Here is a 23,498-nt window from a genome sequence, read left to right as displayed (position 1 = left end):
TTTACTCCTTTCTTATACAAATTTGATCCACACGCTCATCCCACTTGTTATGTGCAAATAGTGGTTTTGATTGCTTCAAGATAAACAGATTTGAAATGAGAGAATCTTACGTTATTCGGGACTCTCATTCAACATACAAAACAGTGAATTATCATTATAAATCAATATCTTGTACGATGATTACGGGCTTTAATGTGGATTTACGTCCTTTTGGTAGAGGCTAATGGCAAAAGTCTTTTTGACCAGTTCTTGGGATATGGAGCGTATAGCGCCTTATCTTGAAGAGATTATTGCATCTTTTAATGCGTATGTAGAGCGTTTCAAACATGAAATTACGTTGCAAGAACTCATTGAATCTATTGGCAGTGGTAAGAAACAGTTATGGCTTGTTTTGGATGATGAAGAGCGATTTTTAGCGGTATTCACGACCCAGATACAACAGACAGTTTTAGGAAAGAAGCGCGCGCTCATTTGTGAATGTAGTGGGAAGGGTGTTCTTGATCAAGTTGACAATTTGCAAGTTGCAGAGGATTGGGCGCGTGAGAATGGCGCTTTTGAAATGGAGATCTTGGGTCGTTTGGGTTGGAAACGTGCATTGGACAAGCAAGGTTACAGCATAGATATGCTTTATTACAGGAAGGAATTGTGAAATGGGGAGCAAGACACCAGCAACAACAGAACAAAAGCAGGTACAGACAAGCGCCCCTCCTGCTTGGATGGAAAATGTATTTAAGCGTGGGGGTAGGGATGCGTATCAAATGTATGACACAGGGATTGGGGGTAATGTGTATGGGGGACCTCGTATTGCCCCGTTAAGTGATCAAACGCGCTATGGCATTAGTGGTCTTGGCAGTATTCCTCATCATTATCAAAATCGCTCTTTGATGAATACAATCTACAATCCAACGTCGGCAACCATGAATCTTAGACATATGGCTTCTGGTGGTATGGTTGGACAGAATCCGTTTTTTAATGCCGCCCTTCAAAATAGTTTAGACCGTGTAAGAGATACGATTAACAGCTCTTTTGCAGGTGCGGGTCGTTATGGGTCCGGTGCACATGCAGGTGTATTGGCAAATGAACTTGGTGCTTTGTCTACAAGTGCTACAGCAGACCAGTATAATCGTGATGCGGACCGCATGATGCAAGCGAATTCACTGATAGACCAAGCCAATCAAAATCAGTTGGGAGCATCAAATAACTTCTTACAGGGTTATGGTAATGCCTATTCCAATGTCATACAGGGGGGAGGTGTGCTTGATAATTACAATCAACGACTTGTTGATGTTAATCGTGAACGTTGGCTGGAGCAAGACAATAGCGGCTGGAATAGGTTGAATATGCTTATGAACGCCGGTCATGGCTTTGCAAGAAATTACGGCACAACGATGAATAATAATACAGCCTCTATGGTGCAAGGCAATAACCCATGGAAAAATGTAGGGGCTATAGGTTCTCTGGCACTTCAGACAGCACCTATGGCTTTTGGTTACATGGCAGGTGGTCCAATGGGATCAGCGTTGGCAGGAGGAGTATCCAATGCCTTTTTAGATTACATGAATCAAAAGAAAGCTCTGTAGAATAATTAAAGAATAGTTTTGTAGGAGAGTGTGATGGTTGCACCGATAATACCAATGGCTTTAGTAGCAGGAGCGAGATTTGCACCGCATATTATGAGATATCTTTATCCCAGAATGGCTCCAAAAGCGGTTACAGGGGCGCAAAGATTTGGACAATTCATGAAAGCAAGTCCAAAGAGTACCATAGCTACTGGAGGGGCAATGACTCTCGCCCCTTTGATGGCACCAGAGGAAGCACATGCTCCAAACAACCCCTATTTACAGAATATGCAGCAGCCATATGGACCATTTATGCCCTATACGGCTCCTAGAACGGAAATGCCTCTTGGTGTAGGAAATCATTTCCCTATGCCAAATGCACTGGAGGACGCTCCACAAGAACTTAAACCTCATGTTAATGAACAAATGCAACCCCAAACGCAACCATTAGCGCCCGCATCCCCAACACCACCTCCTGAACCGACAGATTTAGAGAAGTTTTTACAGTCCAATACTTATAAGTTTTTTCAATCAGATGCTTATCAGAAGCTCAAAGATCTTTTTGCAGGTATGTCGGCAGCACTCAAAGATGGTTCGGGATGGGATAACGGTAAAGCCCCTATGAAGTGTACAATTTATAGAGCACTACCATCTTTACGCTTCATAAGAGAGCAGGCACCATCATATACTTTGCTAATTTTCAATTTTGCGACAGCGCTTGGCACTTGAGATGGTTCATAAGAGGCATTTTAAATTCTTTCTTTAAAAATTTTTACCCATATACCGGCCCCGCTTATGACGTGCAAGAGAATGATTTTGATTGGTTCAATATAAACAGATTTGAAAACAGTGAATCATACGATATTAGGGGCGCTCATTCAACATGAAAAAACAATGAATTATTATTATAAATCAGTGTTATGAGTCTGTAATGACAAGGAATCAAGAATGCGAAGAGTCTATAATCTTTGGGCATCCAAGTCATTAAAGCGAGTTAAAAATGCGTTTTCAATTTGTTGGGTAGAATAGGGGTATAAATTAAGATCATCGGGTAAAATATTATTGGGAGAGCCAAAATAGCGAAGGGCTTCTTCTGTATTAAATCCAGCAAGCGTAATCGCTTCATAATATGCAGCGATACGGTCGGCTTGTTTGATTTTTTTTAAAAGTTTTTGAGAAAGATCAACGGGAAGAGAAAAGCGCATGTGGATAGCATCTTGGATGCCCTTTTCAATGCGTTCATATTGTTTTCCTATAACAGCTTTAAAGGGGGAAATCATATCGCCGATGACATATTCTGGAGCATCATGAAGAAGAGCATAAAGACATTCGTTGCTTCCCAATTGTGGAAAAAGTTTTTGAAATATTTGTTCAACCAAAAGTGAATGTTGTGCAACAGAATAGGCATGCTCTCCTCGTGTTTGACCGTTCCAACGTGCCACGCGAGAAAGTCCATGGGCAATATCTTCAATTTCAACATCAAAAGGAGAAGGGTTGAGAAGATCAAGTCTGCGTCCAGAGAGCATTCTTTGCCAAGCGCGTGCTTCTCCGTTTTTTAATAATTCAGCTTTAGCCATACGTATTTTCTATAGTATTTTCAGGAAAGGTAAAATTCATATTTTCAGCAACGTTTATAGTGACAGGAATGTTTTTTACAGTAAAGGGGATGTTACGGTCCATAGAATCTTTGACGTGGTCAATACGCATTAAAGCGAGAGCCTCATTTTCTACACATGTTCCCAAGTAGCCAAGCACTTTTGTTCCTGCTTCAATGCTAGATTGAGGGGTTAATTCACACTGGCCTTTTACAATAAAAATACGGCGACGTGCTGCACGGCGGTGGTGCATTCGTGCAACAATTTCTTGTCCAATATAACATCCTTTATTGAATGCAAGTCCATTGATTTGATCGTAATTAATATCATGAGGAAAGACTTTGCCAACTTCATAGTCTTGACCACTTTCCGCAATTGCATAACGGATACGCAATTGATTCCATGTGTCATGATATTCTGAAGTCAAAAAAGGTTTTTTGCCATAGATTCGTATTATTTTTTCTTGTTCTGGGAAGCGTTTATCAACAAAACTTGAATCAAAATTTAAAGGATCTGATTCATCATTCAAAGAAACTGTAACAAGCTCTTGTAATGGTTGTGTAATTTCTACTTTTTTACGCAGCTTATAGAGCAATAGACGTTGGTGAAGCGTATCAGCTAAAGGCATCCTGATATCAATCAGGTAACCATCTTCTTTTTTTCCGATAAGAAAATCAGCAAGAACCTTTCCTTGTGGGGATAAAAGGGCTCCAGGGAAAAGTGCTTGTGGGCTGATTTTTTTTACATCTGTCGTAATCAGGGATTGTAGAAAATCTGTTGCTTCTTCGCCTGTAATTTGAATAAGCCCGCGGTTTTTTAAGCAAATGGCATTTTGTTTTTCAATCATGGTTCTTGCCTTTCTGCTCAAAGTTACATAATCGATAAGTGAGCAATATGTAAGGAGCGTGGCTATGTTTAAAACATTTGATACAATTTTTAAAGGTGCAACACTTGTGAATCATGATGGAAGAAGCAAGCGTGATATTGGTATTACAAATGGTCGTATTGCTGAAATAGGCGACCTTACATGTGCATCGGCTAGTGAGGTCATTGATTGTACGGGGCTTCATATTTTACCAGGAATTATTGATAGCCAAGTGCATTTTCGTGAGCCAGGACATGAATATAAGGAGGATTTGGAAAGTGGCTCGTGTTCTGCTGTGTTAGGGGGTATTACAGCAGTTTTCGAAATGCCTAATACCTATCCCTTGACAATATCAGAAGAAACATTAAGCGATAAGGTTAAACGCGGATTTCATCGAATGCATTGTGATTTTGCATTTTGGGTTGGAGGAACGCGTGAAAATGCCCATGAACTCTCTGAGTTAGAAAGACTTCCTGGTGCGGCTGGAATTAAAGTCTTTATGGGGTCCTCTACCGGTGATCTTTTGGTTGATGATGATGAAAGTGTACGCCTTATTTTGAAGAATACACGCCGTCGTGCAGCTTTTCATTCTGAAGATGAGGCGAGGCTCAAAGAGCGTAAAATATTGCGTATTGAAGGGGATGCATCATCACATCCGATTTGGCGTGATGAAGTTGCGGCATTAAAATGTACGCAGCGTTTGGTAAAAATTGCCTATGAGACGAAGGCACGGATTCATGTGTTACATCTTTCGACAGAAGAAGAAATTGATTTTCTAAAAAAACATAAGGATGTTGCAACAATTGAAGTGACACAACATCATTTGACTCTCACGGCTGATGATTATAAGAGGTTCGGTACATTAATTCAGATGAATCCGCCTATTCGTGAGTCGCGCCACCGTGAAGCTCTTTGGTACGGTGTTCAACAAGGAATTATTGATGTCTTAGGCTCAGATCATGCGCCTCATACTCTTGAAGAAAAACTTCAACCTTATCCCTCTTCACCTTCAGGAATGACAGGGGTGCAAACAACAGCAGCAATTATGTTGACACATGTAAATGCAGGAAAAATATCTCTTGAACGTTTTGTTGATCTCACTTCACATGGCCCTAGTCGTATTTTTGGTATAAGCTGTAAAGGGCGCATTGCTGTTGGGTACGATGCTGATTTAACCATTGTTGATCTCAAGAGAGAAGAAATTATTACGAATAGCTTAATTGGTTCGCGTGCCGGTTGGACACCTTATGATGGTCAAAAAGTTAAAGGTTGGCCTGTTGGGACTATTATCCGTGGTATGCGCGTTATGTGGGAAGGTGAAATTGTCACACCTTCACAAGGAGAGCCTGTTAAATTTATGGAAACTTTGGTATAAACAGATTAAAATTATAAATGTGCCGTAAAATACCATCTTTTAGAGTGGTAATATAGGGTATGTCAGCCTCTTTGGCACATAAGTGTTTTTTATGCGTGGTGAATATGCTTAGGCTTGTTTGTAGAAGCTATGAAGCAAATTACATGAGTGGAAAGCCAAGAAGAACCTTGTTCAAAAAGAATCTAGATTATTTACAGAGAAAATTTAGTTAAAAATCTTTGTCCTTTGAGGTGTGGAGAGGAAGCCAAAGAACGATTTTGTATGGGAAAAAGGCGCTCATATGGATAAAAGCGTATCAAGATATTATTCTTTAAAAGCCTCTCTATTTTCAGAGCTTGTCTATTGCCCCTCGCATTTGTGAGAGGAGTATCGTTGATATCGCTAAAATTAAGAGAGATACTTTTTGTATAGATTAATTATTTATAATGCATGAGGAGGTTTTCAGATAAAATTCTTCCTTCCTCAATGTATCTTTGATTGGCTTCAATGGCTGCTTGTGTACAATGATGATAATTTTCTGAGAAAGCACGATACGCTTCATTAAACGCTTCATAAAAATAAGCACGTCTTTGTGGAGTGGGGTGTTCTGCTTCAATCAGTGCATTCATATAATCATACCATTTATTTTTTGGAGGCTCGCAAAGATTTTGGAGAGAATGCAATGATCCCAAAATTTCTGCTAGTCGGAGTAATTTTTTTTCATAAGGTGGAGATTGTTGTGCAAAGATTGGCATTGAAATGACAAGAAATATTAAAATAATGATGTTCATCAATCTATTACGCATTATTTTTATTGCTTTCTTTGAATAAAACTCTGTACAGATAAAATAATTTTGTCATGAGAACGGTGTAAAAAAATAGAGTTAATTGCCACATTATTTTCAATTATTGATTATAAAATATAGGGCGTAAGAGGCATTAAGAAACCCATTGTGGAATATTGAAAATACTGACGAAGCTTTGCGTGGTTAAAAATTTAAGATTTGCTTTCTGCAAGCTATCTATTTTTCACATAGATTTATATTGTATTGCCTATAGAATTTTTTCTAAGCTCGTTTTCTTTAAGGAGGGAAAGCATCTCTAATGATAGAATGCTTTTGTTCAATCAAATAAATAGATTGTTTTTATGATAAATGATGGATACAGCCTCAATACAATGGGAAAATGGTAAGAAGAATTTACTATAAGATAAAAGTTTTTAGCCTAAACCGCGTAATACGATAATTTGAGATAAGATACATCTAAAAGGAGCGGTGCATAATATCGTCCATGGAGTCAATAATGAAAGAGTTGCGATTTTATAATACGTTGACACGTAAAAAAGAAAATTTCACACCAATAGATGCGACAAGAGTACGTCTTTATGTTTGTGGCCCGACAGTTTATGATTATGCGCATATAGGAAATGCACGCCCTGTCATTGTTTTTGATATTTTGTTTCGTTTATTGCGTCATGTTTATGGCAATGAGCATGTTCTATATGCGCGTAATATTACAGATGTTGATGATAAAATTAATGCACGAGCAGCTTGCGAATATCCAAACTTGTCACTGAATGACGCTATTCGTCAATTAACAGAACGTACATATTCCCAGTTTCAACAAGATACAATAGCACTTGGTTGTCTATTGCCCACCAGCCAGCCGCGTGCAACCGAGCATTTAGAGGAGATGCGCTCTTTAATTGAAAGATTGCTTGAAAAAGGGCACGCTTATAAAGCGGAAAATCATATATTATTTTCTGTAAGTAGCATAAAAAGTCCTCCCCACTATGGGGCGTTTGCAAATCGTTCTTTAGATGAAATGAGGGCGGGAATGCGTATCGATGTTGCTGCTTATAAAAAGGAGGAGATGGATTTTGTTTTATGGAAGCCTTCTGTGGAAGGAGAGCCAGGTTGGGAATCGCCGGCTGGAATTCCTGTTTTAGGTCGTCCAGGTTGGCATATTGAATGTTCTGCGATGTCAATGGCAAAGTTATTAGCGCCCTATGGCGGTGGTTTAACCTGTGATGATCCGACCGCGAATGTTTTTGATATCCATGGTGGTGGACTTGATTTAATTTTTCCTCATCATGAAAATGAGATTGCACAAAGTTGTTCAGCTTTTGGGACGGAGCGAATGGCGAATTTTTGGATGCATAATGGTTTTTTACAAGTTGAAGGCAAAAAGATGTCGAAAAGCTTTGGCAATTTCATAACTATTCGTTCTGTTTTAGAGAATAATTTTGGGGAGTTTAATGGTATTTTAACCGATGAAATGAAGCAAAATTGGGCTGGTTTGTCTGCGCGTTTTTCGATGTTGCAAACGCATTATCGTGAACCATTAAATTGGACAGCGCAGCGTTTAATACAATCGAGCGGCGAACTGTATCGTTGGTATGAATTGCTTCGCAGCAAAAAAAGTGAGATGGAAAACAATGAAGCAATTGATGATACTTTGATAGATTCACTCAGTGATGATCTTAATACTCCAAAAGCACTGACTCTTTTGCGAAAGTTTTATAAAGAAGGGAATGCTTTGGCTCTTGCTAATGGGATGAGTTTATTAGGACTGTTACGACAAGAATGGATTAAAGAAATAGATTGCCCATTATTTATAAAAAACACTCCTCTTGACTCAAAATTTATTGATCAGCGCATTGCCGAAAGACTACGACTTATCCATAATAAAGAGTGGGAAGCTGCGGATACAATTCGTGATGAGCTTGCAGCCGAGGGGGTTCTTTTAAAAGATAGTAAGGATCCGCAGAGTGGGAAGCGTATAACTGTGTGGGAAATAAAACGACACTAATGTCTCTATTTCAGCAGCTCTCATACAAAAGGAGAATATGATGGAATTTTTATATCATTATGGGTATGTCGCACTAAAATTAGTTGTAGGCCTTATCGCTTTCCTCTTGATTTTAAGAACCACAGGTCGTGGTAGTCTTAGCCAAATGACGCCAGTTGATTTGGTAAGTAATTTTGTGATGGGAAGTATCATTGGAGGCGTTATTTATAGTCCGGATGTTAGCAGTATTCAATTGTTGATCGTCTTATTTATTTGGCAGACTTTGGTCACATCTCTTAATTTTCTGATGCGCTATTCTGTTTTTTTTCGTCGTCTCATTGCAGGACGACATATTGCATTGGTTTTAGACGGAGTATTTCAAGTGGATAAGATTAAAAAGTTAGGTATCAGTGTGAATGATCTGATTACAATGTTGCGTATTAAAGGCTGTAGTTTACATGAAGCTGCTTTCGTTCGTTTAGAAACCAATGGCGATTGTTCTGTTATTAAGAAGGAAGAAGGAAAGAAGTCTATCATTTTAATACAAAATGGCGAAATTCTTGATAAGGGGCTGAAAGAGATTGGTAAAACAAAAAAGTGGCTTCATTCAGAACTGAAAAAAAAGCGTGTAAAGTCTGAGAATTTATTTGCGGCAGAATGGTATGAGAATACAGATCAAAATAATAAACCTTATGGCGGATTATTTCTTGTTCCTTTTCAAAAAACAGTCTAGCTTCAAACAATGAGTAGGTATAGCTTATTGGAAGTGTAATGAAGAGATGAACCTATAAACAACCACAGGGGGGTATTTTGCCTTTTTCGTGTGGATGATAGAGAAGTAAGGACTTTATGAAACGCAATGAAATGACAAAAACTGTATCATCAGATACAGGAAAAACTCTGCGCACACTTTGCAATTTATGGCCCTATATGTGGCCAGTAGGTCGGCGTGATCTAAAAATGCGTGTGTTATGGGCAATATTTTATCTTGTTTTGGCTAAGCTCGTTCTTATATCTGTACCGTATTTCTTTAAATATTCTACGAATATGCTTGATTCAAGCTTTCAGCTACCTGAATGGTTCTCATCCAGCTGGATTATTCCCATCATGCTCGTTTTGGCATACAATGTCGCACGTATTATGCAGGCTGGATTAAATCAATTACGCGATTCCCTTTTTGCCACTGTTGGTCAATACGCTGTTCGTCAATTAGCTTATAAAACCTTTGTACATATGCATGAGTTATCCTTGCGATTTCATTTGGAACGACGAACTGGTGGGCTTTCTCGTGTGATTGAGCGTGGTACAAAAGGAATTGAAACGATCGTAAGATTTTCAATTCTTAATACAGTACCGACAGTTTTAGAATTTATATTAACGGCACTTGTATTTTACATAAGTTATGGGTGGCATTATCTTCTCATCGTTTTTGTAACGGTTGGATTATATATCTTATTTACCATTAAGGCGAGTGATTGGCGCATTCGTATTCGGCAACAAATGAATACGGCAGATACTGAGGCCAATACGCGTGCTGTTGATTCTCTTTTGAATTTTGAAACGGTGAAATATTTTGGTAATGAAACTCTAGAAGCCGATCGATTTGATGCTTCTATGGTAGGTTATGAAAAAGCCGCAACAAAGATTTGGACATCGTTAAGCTGGCTTAATTTTGGTCAGGCTCTTATCTTTGGTATTGGAATGACGATCATGATGCTGATGTCAGCTTATGAAGTTTTTTATAGGACACAAACTTTGGGAGATTTTGTTTTTATTAATGCTCTTTTAATGCAACTTTCCATTCCGCTGAATTTTATTGGTTCAATTTATCGTGATATTCGACAAGGTTTAACGGATATTGAAGCAATGTTTGATCTTTTAGATGTTCAGCAGGAGATCGTTGATAAATCGGATGCTAAACCGTTAAAGATAAGTGATGGGACCATTCGTTTTCATCAGGTAAAGTTTTCCTATGATTCGACACGTCAGATTCTCAGAGATATTGATTTTGAAGTTCCTGGAGGAAAAACAGTCGCCATTGTCGGTCCATCGGGTGCAGGTAAATCCACTATTTCTCGGTTGCTTTTTCGGTTTTATGATGTTGATGCGGGCTCTATCACAATTGACGGGCAGGATATTCGTGACGTAACACAAAAGAGTTTGCGTGAAGCGATTGGCATGGTCCCACAAGATACGGTGTTATTTAATGATACAATTGCCTATAATATTTGCTATGGGCGTCCAAGTGCTACAGATGAAGAGATGCGCAAAGCTGCTGAAATGGCACAAATATCAAAATTTATTGAAATTTTACCGGAAGGTTTTCAGTCTATGGTAGGAGAGCGAGGTCTCAAATTATCAGGTGGTGAGAAACAACGTGTGGCTATTGCACGGACACTTTTAAAAGCCCCCCCACTTCTTATTCTAGATGAAGCAACAGCGGCTCTTGATACGGCGACGGAACAGGAAATTCAACAAGCATTGGATATTGTAAGCCGTGGACGTACAACATTAATTATTGCTCATCGTCTTTCTACTGTTATTAACGCTGATGAAATTTTGGTTCTTAAAAGTGGTCGTATTATTGAAAATGGGGCGCATACAGAGCTTTTACGCAAGAAAGGTTTATATGCTTCAATGTGGAATAAGCAGCTTGAAGCATCGAAAGCTGAAGAAAAATTACGTAAAATGCGTGAAGAAGATGAGACGAGTGTTGTTAATCGTAAAAAATAAATAGGGCAAAATGTTCTATATCTTTATATGGAGTGATTGATTAAATACATAAAAAGACACAAGGGGAACAAAAAGATTTGTTGCTTGTTTAAGTTTACGATGAATAGGAAATTATATGAGTATTCTGCAATCTTTTCATAATAGCTTTGTACCGGTTCATAAAGAAGGTTATCCTTTTATTGTAGCGTTTTTTGTTATTTCGCTCATTCTTAGTTGGATATGGAGCCCGTTGTTTTGGTTTGGTCTCGTTCTCACGGTGTGGTGTATATACTTTTTCCGTGATCCAGATCGTGTGATCCCTTTGAATTCAGATTGGGTTATGTCGCCTGCAGATGGGCGTATTTCATTTGTAGAATCATGTGTTCCACCTGAAGAATTAGGATTAGGGAAAGATGAAATGATCCGTATTTCCATTTTTATGGATATTTTTTCATGCCATATTAATCGTATTCCTATCAGTGGTACAGTAGAGTCTATCGTTTATCACCCAGGTCGATTTACCAATGCTGAGTTTGATAAAGCTAGCCAGTTTAATGAGCGTAATGGGGTGGTAATTGACAGCAAACATGGTAAAATTGGTATCGTACAAATAGCGGGAATGGTTGCACGCCGGATTGTTTGTTGGTCAAAAGAAAACGATGCCGTTATGACTGGTGAGCGATTTGGATTGATTCGTTTTGGTTCTCGCCTTGATATTTATATACCAACCGAAATGAAATTGCGTGTTGCAGTTGGACAGACAGCAATTGCTGGAGAAACAGTTTTGGGTTCTTTTGATGATAAGAGTGCTATAACGGACTTCAGATACGATTAGGACTCACAATGAAAAATTTTTCGCCATTTTCTTCATTCAATCCTGAGGGGCAGCATGATGATGTCGCAAGTCGGCGGCGTTCACCTACATCAATGCGGTATGTCATTCCCAATATCATTACTATTTTAGCAATTTGCGCAGGGATGAGCAGCATTCGTTTGGCTTTTGAACATCGCTATGAAGCTGCTATTTTAATGGTGCTTTTGGCCGCAGTTTTAGATGGTGCTGATGGCCGCATTGCCCGTTTAATCGATGGTAGTTCATCTTTTGGGGCACAGATGGATTCTCTTGCTGATGTTATAAATTTTGGTGTTACCCCTGCACTTATTGTTTATTCCTTTATCTTGAATCAAGCAAATCACATTGGTTGGGTTGCAGCCCTTGTTTATTGTGTTGCTTGTTGTTTGCGATTAGCACGTTTTAATGTGATGTTGGATAACAACAATATACCTAAGTGGCAGAAAAGTTATTTTGTTGGTGTTCCAGCACCAGCAGGAGCATTATTACTTTTATTGCCTACCTATTTAGGCGCTCTTGGTTTGGTGCCCAATTGGGGGTGGGCATTATTTTTTAGTCTTTATACTGTAATTATTGCTTTTCTTTTGATTAGTCGTTTACCAGTATGGAATGCAAAAACAATTGATCAAAATTTAAGGCGCGATATCGTTATACCGTGCATGTTGGTCATTGTTATTTATGTCGGTTTTCTTGCGACGTACACATGGAAAACTTTATTGATTACAGCTGTTAGCTATATGATTTTTCTCCCCTGTAGTTTTATCGCTTATAATAAACGTATTACTTTAGAAGAGAAAAAGGCTGATGCTAAAGCTATCCAAGAATCATAAAGCGGCTTCATTCTTCTGTTGAGAAGCACAGGAAAAAGAGAGAGTCAAACGATTTACTTCTTAGATGATGATCAATCAGGTACATGATAATCTACAAACCGATTTTTATGGACATTAAAGAGTTTTCCAGTTTCCTTTAAATCAGGTGATAACAAATGTACTATCTTTTTTGCAACCTCTTGTGGTGAAGGAAGAGTTTGTGGATCTTCACCGGGCATAGCTTCAGCGCGCATGGCAGTGCGTGTGGCACCAGGGTTGACACAATTAATCTTAATAGGGGTTTGTTTGAGTTCTTCTGCCCAACAGCGGGCAATCACCTCTAAAGCCGCTTTAGAGGCTGCATAAGCTCCCCAGAAAGGGCGCGTAGCGTGCGCAACGCTTGAGGATAACAGAATGGCTCGTCCAGCATCAGATTCACGTAATAAAGGCTCAACTGCTTTCATTAAACGCCATTGACTGAAAAGATTTATTTGAAAAACATCTTCAAATACCGTGTTTTCTATATGCGCTATTGGTGAGAGTGTTCCGAGGATTCCTGCGTTTGCAACGATAATATCAAGTTTTTTCCAGCGTTTGGCAATTGAGAGGGCAAGAGTATCGATGTTTTCCATATGATGCAAGTCAAGAGGAACAAGGGTTGCATGAGCCCCTTTTTCTTGGATTTGATTGTCTAATTCAGTAAGTCCACTGACTGTTCGTGCAAGAGCAATAATATGAGCGCCGCGTGCAGCAAGCTCGAGTGCCAAATAATAGCCAATTCCTCTTGATGCGCCAGTAACAAGTGCAACACGCCCACGGAGACTAAAGTTACGTTTTGTCATCATTAATCTCTTGTTTTAAGAACAGATAATTGATGAATTTTGGAGAGATTTTCTTGATCAACCAGATGCGTAGGATAATATCCAGTAAAGTAATGATCAGTAAATTGTGGATCGGCGTTATTTCGTTTTTCCCCTGCTACAGCAAGATATAATCCATCCGTTGAAAGAAATTCTAATGAATCCGCTCCAATAAAATCACACATAGATTTTAAATCTGGGTATTGATTTGCTAAAAGGCTTTCAACTTTAGGTGTATCAATACCATAAAAGTCAGGATAGAAAATCATAGGGCTAGAAATGCGCATATGAACTTCTTTTGCTCCTGCATCACGCAGCATTCGCACAATTTTAAGGGATGTTGTTCCACGTACAATAGAGTCATCAACAAGAATAACACGTTTTCCTTCAATCACAGGACGGTTTGCAGAATGTTTTAACTTAACACCAAAAGCACGAATTTGTTGTGTTGGTTCGATAAAAGTACGCCCAACATAGTGATTACGAATAATACCAAGCTCGAAGGGAATTCCAATTTCTTGTGCATAGCCAATTGCGGCAGGGGTTCCTCCATCAGGAACAGGAACCACAACATCGCCCTCACAAGGGGCTTCCTGCGCTAAACGGATTCCCATATTTTTGCGTGTTGTATAGACACTACGCCCTCCAACGATTGAGTCCGGACGGGCAAAGTAAACATATTCAAACAAGCAAAGTTTTTCTGGTTTTGCATTTTTTGGTTTTATAATTTTTTTAGTAATTTCCCCATTTTTTTGTATTTCACATATGATGATTTCTCCATTTTTAACATCACGGACATATTTTGCTCCAATAATATCAAGAGCACAAGTTTCAGAACAAAAGATAGGCTTACCATCAAGTTCTCCCATCACCAGGGGTCTAATTCCTGTTGGATCGCGTGCAGCAATAAGCTTTGTACGCGTGAGCGCTAACATAGCATACCCACCTTCTACTTTCCGAATTGCATCAACAAAACGATCAGAGGACGATTCATAACGTGAGCGGGCAATAAGATGAAGAAAAACTTCTGAATCTGATGTTGATTGGCAGATAGCTCCAGAAGCGATGAGTTCACGGCGTAATGTAAGACCATTGGTAAGATTACCATTATGAGCAATAGCAATGCCTCCAGCTTTTAATTCAGCAAAAAGGGGTTGAACATTGCGTAATGCTACTTCTCCAGTTGTTGAATAACGGGTATGTCCAATAGCGCGATTTCCTGGTAAGCGTGCAAGTGTTGTAGGATTTGTATAATGATCACCAACAAGACCTAAATGCTTTTCTTGATGAAACATTTTATTATGGTAGGAAACAATACCAGCTGCTTCTTGCCCACGATGCTGAAGTGCGTGGAGTCCAAGAGCTGTTAATGTTGCTGCATCTTCATGCCCAAGAATACCAAAAACTCCACATTCTTCATGAAGGGTATCATCATCTAATGAAAATTCTTGACAGAAAACATCGCTTTTTATCATCATATTCTTTCAGTTGTGATATGGAGGAATCATTAATATCACATTTTACATCATTTGCTTCTCTTTCCTCAGGAAAAACTATTCTCTATTTTTTGAAAATTATCTTTTCATGAGAGTGTTGCTCATACGTATGTTTATCGCTGTCTTTAAACAAATTTTCCGCTTTTTCGAGAACAGATCCAATATCTTTTGGGAGTATTTCCCAAACTTTTTGTCCCAGTGAATCTAAAATAGGCCTTGTTTTTGCATTTTTTAACCAATTCGCTTGAAGCTCGGGTTTAATCAGTGCATTAATCAGCAACATACCGATGACCATGATAAGTAAACCGCGAAGTGCTCCAAAAATAAAACCAATAGCACGGTCAAGGATACCAATTCGACTATCAATAATAAAATCAGAGATCTTCATTGTAATAATTGAAGTAATAATGAGAACAATAATAAAAATTGTGACCAATGTTGTGATCAATGCAATCATTTTATTAGAGAGATATTGTTCAAAGAAAGGTAAGACAGGTTTGAATAAAAATAGTGTCGTAACAGCTGCAACTGCCCAAGAAATCAACGATAACACTTCACGTGAAAATCCTCGAAGCATAGCAAGAAAAGCGGACAACAGGATGATTACTACGACAATTCCATCAAGGATTGTTATGATCATTTGTTTGTTCCTCATACATAAAGTTGTGTTCTTTTAAGTTTGTGCGCAAATATATTTTTGTTATGACATTTTTTGTTCTTATAGCAAGGATCTTTTGTATTTTATAGAGTTTTTTCTATATTATCATATCTGTGGTGCAGATCATTTTTTACTTACGGTAAGAGTAGCAACGAGTTCGGGAAGGTCGGAGAAAGTTTTTTGTTGAAAGTTGAGCGACTTCACCATTTTGGTTGTTGTTGTGGGGTGAAATGCTCCTTGAAAGCCGAGTTTTTTTGCTTCATTGATGCGCTGTGCTGAATGTGCAACAGCGCGGGTAGCTCCTGAAAGACTGACTTCACCAAAATATACATAATCCGTTGGCAATGCGATATTGGCAAGAGAAGATACCAAAGCAGCGGCTACAGCTAAATCAGCAGCGGGTTCTGATATGCGATATCCACCTGCCACGTTCAGATAGACATCATGCTGTCCAAAACGAATGCCACAATGGGCTTCTAAAACGGCAAGAATCATAGAAAGACGATTTCCATCCCATCCGACAACCGCACGTCTTGGTGTCCCAAGGGAAGAAGGAGCAACAAGCGCTTGAATTTCTACGAGTATCGGGCGTGTCCCTTCCATTCCTGCAAAAACAGCAGCGCCTGGTGCTTTTTTATTACGTTCCCCTAAAAACAATTCGGATGGATTTATCACTTCGCGTAATCCTTTATCCGACATTTCAAAGACACCAATTTCATCTGTTGGTCCAAAGCGATTTTTTACAGTTCTAAGAATGCGATAATGATGTCCTCTTTCACCCTCAAAATAGAGCACGCCATCAACCATATGTTCAACAACTCGAGGACCAGCAATTTGCCCATCTTTTGTAACATGACCAACAAGAACAACGGCGGCTCCTGTTTTCTTGGCAAAGCGGATCATTGCTTGAGCACCGATACGTACCTGTGTGACAGTGCCTGGTGATGAATCTGCTGTATCTGACCATAGGGTTTGAATCGAATCGATAATCACCATATCAAGGTTTTTATGTTCGCTTAAGGTTGCCAGAATATCTTCAACATTGGTTTCAGCAGCAAGTTTCACTTCTGTATTGTTAGCTTCAAGCCTTTGTGCGCGCAGACAAATTTGCGCAATAGCCTCTTCACCTGAAACATAGATGACATTATATCCTTTGTGTGATAAAGCAGCAGCTGTTTGTGTCAGCAATGTTGATTTACCAATACCTGGATCACCACCAACAAGGAGTGCCGATCCACGGACAAAGCCTCCACCGGTAACACGATCAAGTTCAGCAATACCAGAATGAATACGTGGAGCATCTTCGATATTTCCAGAAAGAGATGTGAGTGTGACGACGCGTCCTTTACGAGCACTCTGCTTAGGACCACTTCCTATGCCGCCATTTATAGTTTCTTCGATAAGGGAATTCCATTCTCCACAAGCACTACATTTTCCCGCCCAACGAGAATGGACAGTTCCACAATTTTGACAGATAAATTGAATACGACTACGCACCATGTTAATTTAACCAATTTGCTCTGGAAGATAATTGCTATCAGCCAGATCACTGAATCGTGTGAAATCGGATTGAAAGGCAAGTGGCACGATTCCTGTCGGCCCATGGCGCTGTTTTGCAATAATAACATCAGCTTTTCCAAAAGCTTTGTCCATTATTTCTTGCCATTTTGTATGTTCCAAGCTACCTAACTTTGGTTCTTCATTTTTGAGATAATATTCTTCGCGATAGACAAACAGAACGATGTCGGCATCTTGCTCAATTGAACCAGATTCACGTAAATCGGATAATTGTGGACGTTTATCTGTTCTATTTTCTACTTGACGTGAAAGTTGAGAGAGAGCGATAATAGGAATATTCAATTCTTTCGCTAATGCTTTTAATCCTGTGGTAATTTCTGTGATCTCTTGAACACGATTTTCTAATGAACGCTTTGAACTGCTTGTCATGAGTTGGATATAGTCAATAAATAAGATATCTAAACCATGTTGTCGTTTGAGACGCCGTGCACGAGCAGCTAATTGCGTAATTGATATTCCCCCAGTTTGATCAATATAAAGTGGTGCCTTTTGTAGTTGTTTCACTGCACGAATAATTTTTGAAAATTGTTCATCTGAAATATTACCACGCCGAATATCAGAAGAAGAGACTTCTGTTTGTTCAGAAATAATACGTGTTGCAAGCTGTTCTGAGGACATTTCAAGTGAGAAGAACCCTACAATACCGCCCTCATTTTCTTGGATATTGGCATTGCGATTATAAGCATTAGCAATATTAAAGGCAATATTGGTAGCCAGTGAGGTTTTACCCATACCAGGGCGTCCCGCAAGGATAATTAAGTCAGATGCTTGTAATCCTCCCATTTTTTCATCAAGTGTTTTAATATGGGTGGCTATCCCTGATAATTGTGAAGAGCGCTTTTTCGCAGCACTTGCCATATCGATAGCTTTTTTGATAGCCTCATTAAAATTTTCAAATCCACCTCCATATTTCCCTTTTTCTGCTAGCTCAAATAACTGATTTTCAACAGTTTCGATTTGTTGGGTAGGTGTGAGCTCTACAGGAGAATCAAAGGCTGTATTGACAACTTGAGTTCCAAGGTTAATCAAAGATCGGCGGATAAAAAGATCGTAAATGACGCGTCCATAATCTTCAGCGTTAATAATAGTGACTGCCTCTGTGGCTAAACGAACAACATATTGGTATACAGTAATATCTCCAATTTTGTCTTCCATTTGGATATAGGGCTTGATTGTAACTGGATCTACACGTTTTCCTGTTTTAATAAGGTGAGATAAAACATGATAAATTTTTTGATGCAATGGTTCAAAAAAATGTTCTGGTTTTAGAAAATCTGAAACGCGGTCAAGAGAATCATTGTTGATAAAGATAGCACCAAGCAATGCCTGTTCAGCTTCAATATTATACGGAAGTTGCCGAAAAGAAGGAGAATCTTCTTTTTTTGAAGAGCTGACATTAACAACGTTAGTTTCTTCCATAATATTTTTCCACTAAAATTCCAAGTCTAGCTACTTTGGGCGATAAATTGAAAATCGTGTAATGAAAAGAATAGAGCTACAAATCTTCATTTTAAGTTAAAATTATATAATTTTTTAAAATGCTCTTTTCGGTTCTCATTTATCATTTGTGTATTATTTATATAACATCTATCTATTTTATTTTATAATAGGTGATTTTAAAGTAGAAGTCTTGGTACTCTAAATTTAAGTATTTTGAAGTTATGTGACCTTAAAATTCCAATATCTGTGTAAGTAGAATTACTTTTTATAACTGAAATTATTTCAGATCATGTGAGGATATAATCAACTTACCACTCATACAAACCTTACCCTTAAGGGTAGAACTTTAAATTATTTTTGCTTTCTTTGCTGGAAAAAAAAGACATTTCCTCTTAGGTATTATAATTCTCGGCATGTAATGCCTTTAAATAATACACTTCTAATTTTTTCATAAAAATTAGGTTCTTTATGTATGATAACCATAAAATACTCAATTTTAAATTGTGAGTATTTTATGGGAAATATTTAAAATGGAATAAAAAAATATAAAACAGAAAGCAAAAATAGCAATTAAGCTTCTTGATGAGAACTGTTTATATCGTTGTCATTAATTTCTTCTGCCAATAATTCTTCCTGACTTTCTTCTAATAATTCTTCTTGAATATTATATATTTCTTTAGCCGAAGTGAGAGTTTCACCTTCTGCTTGGCGTTGTGCTTCACTGGTAGAACGCGCAACGTTAATAATCACAGAAATTTGAACCTCGGGATGTAAGCTAAGAGTGATAGTGTGAAGACCGATCATCTTTATTGGATGGTTAAGTTCGATTTGATTTCTCCCAATAGAAAAGCCTTCATCTGTTATGATTTCAGCAATATCACGTGTTGACACAGAACCATAAAGCTGTCCTGTTTCACCAGCAGAACGAACAACAATGAATGATTGTCCATCAAGTTTTTCAGCAATTTTTTGCGCTTCGCTTTTGCGTTCAAGATTACGTGCTTCAAGTTGTGCCCTTTGTATCTCAAAATGTTTTTTATTAGCTTCATTTGCGCGTAAAGCTTTACCTTGAGGCAAAAGAAAATTACGTGCATAACCATCTTTAACTGAGACAATATCACCCATCTGACCAAGACGAGGAATGCGCTCAAGTAGAATAATATTCATAGTTTTTCCTTTCGAACAAATAAATTTAGTGGAGTTTTTTGTGTGATTGAAAGTTGTATTGAATAGCAGCCCAAATTCCCATCAAAAGCATCATGAAAAAAATAGGTGGAACAAAAACGACTGTTAAAATAGCAATATAAACAAGAGAAAGTATAATAATCCGACCGTTTACCCCTTTTGTAATATTGTGAAGATATGCTAGACCGCTAATTAATATGATGACAGTGTATGCAATACTAAAGACACAGGTACTCAAGTTAAGAGAAGCGCTCAACTCAACCATTGATGCTATGCAAACAATAATGAAAATAACAATTCCAGAAATTGGAAGGCGGAGAGTTTGGCTCCAATCATCACGGGGTCTTTTTAGCCATTTCATATGTTGTGCTGCTATCATCGAAAAATAAAGGTTACCAATGAGAAAAACCAAACTATAAATAGTCAAAGAAACAGCAGTAAAAGTTGCTGTATGCGTCATTAAAAGCTCACTAAAAGCGCGTATATCGGCTTCTTTTATTGACTGTGATTGTTGCAGAGTTTGTGCAATGTTTTCGGTGATTTTTTTTGCAATGACGGGTGTGGAAGGACGGGTTTGAACATAGAGCCCAATGAAAGTTGCTATAAGAGCAATAAAATTAGTTAAATGAAAAATAACCGATGATAATGGATACCATATCAGTTCGTTTTCTTTTTGCGCTGGTCGTGCAAGGCCAAGAAGCCAAGAAGCATAGACAGCAGGAAGAAAAAATAAGAACATAAAGCCAAGAGCAATATAGGTATTAGTGGTTATGATAAGAACAACAGTGGCACTTATGAGGGCGATGAGACTGGCTAATGTTCCTTGACCGAACGCAACAATAAAAATTGGCAATGAAAGAAAGCAGCCAAGAAGAAGAGAAAAAGAGGGTGCGATATTTGCAACACTGATGATTGCCATTCCTATCACAACAGCAAATAATCCTGCCAAAATACCGGTTAATATCTCATAGGTGCGATTTTTTTTCATTTATTGCTGTCCTGCTTTCTGCAGTTAGGGGCATGTCAATACCCCAACTTTGACATTTAATAACTTAACATAGGATACAACAAGCTATTTTTTAACCATATAAGAAAAGCAACTGGAGAAACTCTCCAGTTGCATAGCATATTGATCGCTTACTTTATAACGTACGGAAGTAAGCCTAAAAAGCGAGCACGTTTGATAGCATTAGCTAATTCACGCTGTTTTTTCTGACTAACAGCAGTAATTCGTGAAGGAACAATTTTCCCACGTTCAGAAATATAACGTTGTAACAACTTGATGTCTTTATAATCAATTTTAGGAGCATTGGTCCCTGAAAAAGGACATGTTTTACGACGACGATGAAAGGGGCGACGTGCAGAGTTTTGATTAGTATCAGTCATCATTCTACCCCTTCTATAGCATTTTCACGTTGACGACGTGGAAAACGAGGACGCTCTTCATCGTGTCCAATGTGACTATTGCGATCAAGGTGTGAGAGCATAGCAGATTTTTCTTTTTCGTGTTTTTCTACGCGAACGGTCATATAACGCAAAATATCTTCATTAATGCGCATCTGACGCTCCACTTCAGCAATTACTGAAGCTGGTGCATCAATATTGACCAAGGCATAATAAGCTTTACGGTTTTTACGAATACGGTAAGCAAGAGGACGAAGTCCCCAGTTTTCTATACGCCCAACTTTTCCACCATGTGCTTCAATGACACCTTTGTAGAGACTCAAAAGTTCATCAACTTGCTGCGGTGCAATATCTTGTCGGGCAAGGAACATATGTTCATAAAGAGCCATTGTTTTGCCTTTCTTCAATTAAATCTCACCGGTTTTAGCGCAAAGCCTCTGCGACTTGTCTTTTTTGGAAATCCAAAGAAGAAAGGACGCGTTTACGATTCGAGACATCCGAGAGCGGAGACACGGGAGACCGGAAACATTGTATTTCCTACTGATATTTTACAGCCCTCCGTTCAACCTCCAGCTAAAGTGCCGGCAACAAACACTTCATATCTACAGGTTATCTTTTAAAATAGCAAGTTTATGCACATAAAAAAATTGATTTGTTAAATCTTGATATATTTTCCTCTTCTAAAAAAAGATAGTACTGTAACATAAAGGAGAGAAAAATGAACTTTTTAAACCAGATTAATGTTACACTCTTTGAAATATTTGTCGGCAATCATCAAGCTTGGTCGATTGTAGTTTTGTTTAGTATTTTTTGTGCAAAGTTTTTAATTTATATTATTCCTCTCCATCTTTGTGCGTTGTGGTTTTGTGGTGGGAAGAGGGAACGATGTGTCGTGCTAAGCATTTGCATGAGTATTTGTGCGGCTCTTTTCATAGGTTATCTCATTTCTCTTTTTTATTTTCATCCTCGCCCATTCGTGGTAGGGTTGACGACACCGCTTATTCAACATCGTGGAACAGCTTCTTTTCCTAGTAATCATGCCTTGACCATTGCATCTTATGCAGCTAACTTTTATTTTTACCGATATAAAGTTGCTTTTAAATTTGCCACAGTGTTTTTGTGCTTGATCTGTTGGGCGCGCATCTTTGTGGGTGTACATTATCCCTTTGATATTTTAGCAGGTGCAATTTTAGGAAGTCTCATAAGTTTGGGTGTTATTCAGTTTATAGCCCCCTATTTCCCTAAGTTTTTATATCAAATTCCGCCCTTAAAATATAATTTTAAGAGTGGTATTCGTTTTAAATAAAGGGCTTTATCTTGATTTGTGCGGATGAATAAGGTCAAAAGAAAATAATTTAATTGTACAATTTTAGGAGTTGATAAATGGGTGCAGCTTTTATTTTTCCAGGGCAGGGGAGTCAACTTGTTGGTATGGGGAAGGCGCTTACAGAGCAATTTATTGCCGCACGGATGGTTTTCGAGGAAGTTGATGATGCTTTGGGTGAGAAATTATCAAAGATCATTTTTGAAGGACCTGCAGATGTTTTAACGTTAACAGCAAATGCACAACCGGCATTAATGGCGGTATCCATGGCTGTCATTTGTGTGATGAAACAATTAGGGCTTCGTATAGAAGAGAAGGTAAGGTTTGTTGCTGGTCATTCTTTAGGCGAATATTCGGCTCTTTGTGCTGCTGGTACATTTACGCTCACAGATACGGCAAGACTTTTGCGTATTCGTGGCAATGCTATGCAGGCTGCTGTCGCAGTTGGTGAAGGTTCTATGGCAGCACTGATTGGTTTGGAAGAGCACATTGTGGAAGAAATTTGCGAAACTGTTTCTGGAGAAGGACTATGTCAGATTGCTAATGATAATGGTGGTGGGCAAATTGTTATTTCAGGTAAAGCAAAAGCAGTTGAGACAGCGGTAGAGATTGCATCAACAAAAGGTGCAAAACATGCACTTCTTCTTCCAGTTTCTGCACCTTTTCATTCATCTTTAATGCAACCTGCGGCTGATGCCATGAAGAAAGCACTTTTGACTGTTAACAAAATACCCCCTATTGTTCCTTTGATTGCCAATGTTTCTGTTGCACCTGAGAGCAATCCAGAGCGTATTGCTACTCTTCTTGTCCAACAAGTGACTGGGAGGGTGCGATGGCGTGAAATAATAGAATGGATCGCTGCTAATGGGGTTGATACGCTTTTTGAAGTTGGTTCTGGAAAAGTATTAACAGGTTTAACGCGTCGTATTAACAAAGATATAAAGGGGATAACACTGGGAACAGTTGATGAAATAGAATCAGCGCTAGGCATGCTTGGCGTTTAATCTATAAGGAGT

23 protein-coding genes are annotated in these 23,498 nt (G+C 38.5%); 11 read left to right on the top strand and 12 right to left on the bottom strand.

Features of this window, described 5'->3' with window-relative positions; genetic code table 11:
* Positions 1-223: 223 nt before the first annotated feature.
* Genes ACFIJ0_RS00835 through ACFIJ0_RS00825 form a run of 3 tightly spaced genes read left to right on the top strand, consistent with a single transcriptional unit; the run spans position 224 to position 2,288 of the window.
* Entirely contained in the window at positions 224-649 is a 426-nt protein-coding gene (locus ACFIJ0_RS00835; protein ID WP_375622846.1) for a hypothetical protein, read from the top strand.
* A gap of 1 nt (position 650) precedes the next feature.
* Positions 651-1,580, top strand: a complete 930-nt coding sequence (locus ACFIJ0_RS00830; RefSeq protein WP_375622848.1) for a hypothetical protein — start codon at positions 651-653, stop codon at positions 1,578-1,580.
* 33 nt (positions 1,581-1,613) lie between these two features.
* Entirely contained in the window at positions 1,614-2,288 is a 675-nt protein-coding gene (locus ACFIJ0_RS00825; protein ID WP_375622850.1) for a hypothetical protein, read from the top strand.
* Between the two features lie 230 nt (positions 2,289-2,518).
* On the opposite strand, the gene ACFIJ0_RS00820 is transcribed toward ACFIJ0_RS00825, so the two are convergent.
* Both ACFIJ0_RS00820 and ACFIJ0_RS00815 read right to left on the bottom strand, forming a co-directional pair.
* Positions 2,519-3,136, bottom strand: coding sequence for a YfbR-like 5'-deoxynucleotidase (locus tag ACFIJ0_RS00820; protein WP_375622852.1), 618 nt, complete (start codon positions 3,134-3,136; stop codon positions 2,519-2,521).
* Complete coding sequence (locus tag ACFIJ0_RS00815; RefSeq protein ID WP_375622854.1) at positions 3,129-4,001, bottom strand: YgfZ/GcvT domain-containing protein; 873 nt, start codon at positions 3,999-4,001, stop codon at positions 3,129-3,131. Before ACFIJ0_RS00815 ends, ACFIJ0_RS00820 begins: the two co-directional genes overlap by 8 nt.
* A 64-nt stretch (positions 4,002-4,065) precedes the next feature.
* Here ACFIJ0_RS00815 and ACFIJ0_RS00810 point away from each other — a divergent pair, with 64 nt between their 5' ends.
* Positions 4,066-5,394, top strand: coding sequence for a dihydroorotase (locus ACFIJ0_RS00810; protein WP_375622856.1), 1,329 nt, complete (start codon positions 4,066-4,068; stop codon positions 5,392-5,394).
* Between the two features lie 416 nt (positions 5,395-5,810).
* Here ACFIJ0_RS00810 and ACFIJ0_RS00805 read toward each other — a convergent pair whose 3' ends face one another.
* Complete coding sequence (locus ACFIJ0_RS00805) at positions 5,811-6,179, bottom strand: TIGR02301 family protein (protein ID WP_375622858.1); 369 nt, start codon at positions 6,177-6,179, stop codon at positions 5,811-5,813.
* 496 nt (positions 6,180-6,675) lie between these two features.
* Between ACFIJ0_RS00805 and cysS the strand changes: the two genes are divergently transcribed.
* From cysS to pssA, 5 genes are all read left to right on the top strand, one after another.
* Entirely contained in the window at positions 6,676-8,184 is a 1,509-nt protein-coding gene (cysS, locus tag ACFIJ0_RS00800) for a cysteine--tRNA ligase (protein WP_375622860.1), read from the top strand.
* Between the two features lie 40 nt (positions 8,185-8,224).
* Positions 8,225-8,896 carry a DUF421 domain-containing protein gene (locus ACFIJ0_RS00795; RefSeq protein ID WP_375622918.1) on the top strand — a complete coding sequence of 224 codons (672 nt, stop codon included), beginning with the start codon at positions 8,225-8,227 and terminating at the stop codon, positions 8,894-8,896.
* 116 nt (positions 8,897-9,012) lie between these two features.
* On the top strand, positions 9,013-10,896 hold the full coding sequence (locus ACFIJ0_RS00790) for an ABCB family ABC transporter ATP-binding protein/permease (protein WP_375622862.1): 1,884 nt from the start codon (positions 9,013-9,015) through the stop codon (positions 10,894-10,896).
* Between the two features lie 115 nt (positions 10,897-11,011).
* Positions 11,012-11,710, top strand: a complete 699-nt coding sequence (locus ACFIJ0_RS00785) for a phosphatidylserine decarboxylase (RefSeq protein ID WP_375622864.1) — start codon at positions 11,012-11,014, stop codon at positions 11,708-11,710.
* Positions 11,711-11,718: 8 nt separating this feature from the next.
* Positions 11,719-12,558, top strand: coding sequence for a CDP-diacylglycerol--serine O-phosphatidyltransferase (gene pssA, locus ACFIJ0_RS00780; RefSeq protein WP_375622866.1), 840 nt, complete (start codon positions 11,719-11,721; stop codon positions 12,556-12,558).
* Between the two features lie 71 nt (positions 12,559-12,629).
* Here pssA and ACFIJ0_RS00775 read toward each other — a convergent pair whose 3' ends face one another.
* The 9 genes from ACFIJ0_RS00775 to rpsF all read right to left on the bottom strand — a co-directional run bounded on the left by ACFIJ0_RS00775 (position 12,630) and on the right by rpsF (position 21,547).
* Positions 12,630-13,379, bottom strand: a complete 750-nt coding sequence (locus tag ACFIJ0_RS00775) for an SDR family NAD(P)-dependent oxidoreductase (RefSeq protein WP_375622919.1) — start codon at positions 13,377-13,379, stop codon at positions 12,630-12,632.
* 2 nt (positions 13,380-13,381) lie between these two features.
* Complete coding sequence (gene purF, locus ACFIJ0_RS00770) at positions 13,382-14,875, bottom strand: amidophosphoribosyltransferase (protein WP_375622868.1); 1,494 nt, start codon at positions 14,873-14,875, stop codon at positions 13,382-13,384.
* An 82-nt stretch (positions 14,876-14,957) separates the two neighbouring features.
* Positions 14,958-15,533, bottom strand: coding sequence for a CvpA family protein (locus tag ACFIJ0_RS00765; RefSeq protein WP_375622870.1), 576 nt, complete (start codon positions 15,531-15,533; stop codon positions 14,958-14,960).
* Between the two features lie 141 nt (positions 15,534-15,674).
* Positions 15,675-17,051 carry a DNA repair protein RadA gene (gene radA / locus ACFIJ0_RS00760; RefSeq protein ID WP_375622872.1) on the bottom strand — a complete coding sequence of 459 codons (1,377 nt, stop codon included), beginning with the start codon at positions 17,049-17,051 and terminating at the stop codon, positions 15,675-15,677.
* 6 nt (positions 17,052-17,057) lie between these two features.
* Positions 17,058-18,548, bottom strand: a complete 1,491-nt coding sequence (locus ACFIJ0_RS00755) for a replicative DNA helicase (RefSeq protein WP_375622874.1) — start codon at positions 18,546-18,548, stop codon at positions 17,058-17,060.
* A gap of 591 nt (positions 18,549-19,139) precedes the next feature.
* Positions 19,140-19,736, bottom strand: coding sequence for a 50S ribosomal protein L9 (gene rplI, locus ACFIJ0_RS00750; RefSeq protein ID WP_375622876.1), 597 nt, complete (start codon positions 19,734-19,736; stop codon positions 19,140-19,142).
* Positions 19,737-19,761: 25 nt separating this feature from the next.
* Entirely contained in the window at positions 19,762-20,742 is a 981-nt protein-coding gene (locus tag ACFIJ0_RS00745; RefSeq protein ID WP_375644028.1) for a hypothetical protein, read from the bottom strand.
* A gap of 149 nt (positions 20,743-20,891) precedes the next feature.
* Positions 20,892-21,140: a 30S ribosomal protein S18 gene (rpsR, locus tag ACFIJ0_RS00740; RefSeq protein WP_012754957.1), complete on the bottom strand. Its 249-nt coding sequence runs from the start codon at positions 21,138-21,140 to the stop codon at positions 20,892-20,894.
* Positions 21,140-21,547, bottom strand: a complete 408-nt coding sequence (rpsF, locus tag ACFIJ0_RS00735; RefSeq protein WP_375622880.1) for a 30S ribosomal protein S6 — start codon at positions 21,545-21,547, stop codon at positions 21,140-21,142. Before rpsF ends, rpsR begins: the two co-directional genes overlap by 1 nt.
* 329 nt (positions 21,548-21,876) lie before the next feature.
* Here rpsF and ACFIJ0_RS00730 point away from each other — a divergent pair, with 329 nt between their 5' ends.
* Positions 21,877-22,464 (top strand): undecaprenyl-diphosphatase, encoded by a 588-nt coding sequence (locus ACFIJ0_RS00730; RefSeq protein WP_375622882.1) that lies wholly within the window; start codon positions 21,877-21,879, stop codon positions 22,462-22,464.
* Between the two features lie 77 nt (positions 22,465-22,541).
* Positions 22,542-23,486 carry an ACP S-malonyltransferase gene (gene fabD, locus ACFIJ0_RS00725; RefSeq protein ID WP_375622884.1) on the top strand — a complete coding sequence of 315 codons (945 nt, stop codon included), beginning with the start codon at positions 22,542-22,544 and terminating at the stop codon, positions 23,484-23,486.
* Positions 23,487-23,498: the final 12 nt, after the last annotated feature.

This window comes from Bartonella sp. OC68QHHN, from assembly GCF_042193875.1.
GTDB classification, from domain to species: domain Bacteria; phylum Pseudomonadota; class Alphaproteobacteria; order Rhizobiales; family Rhizobiaceae; genus Bartonella; species Bartonella grahamii_A.
The sequence above is the reverse complement of the archived record's forward strand: the minus strand, read 5'-3'. Positions and strand labels throughout refer to the sequence as shown.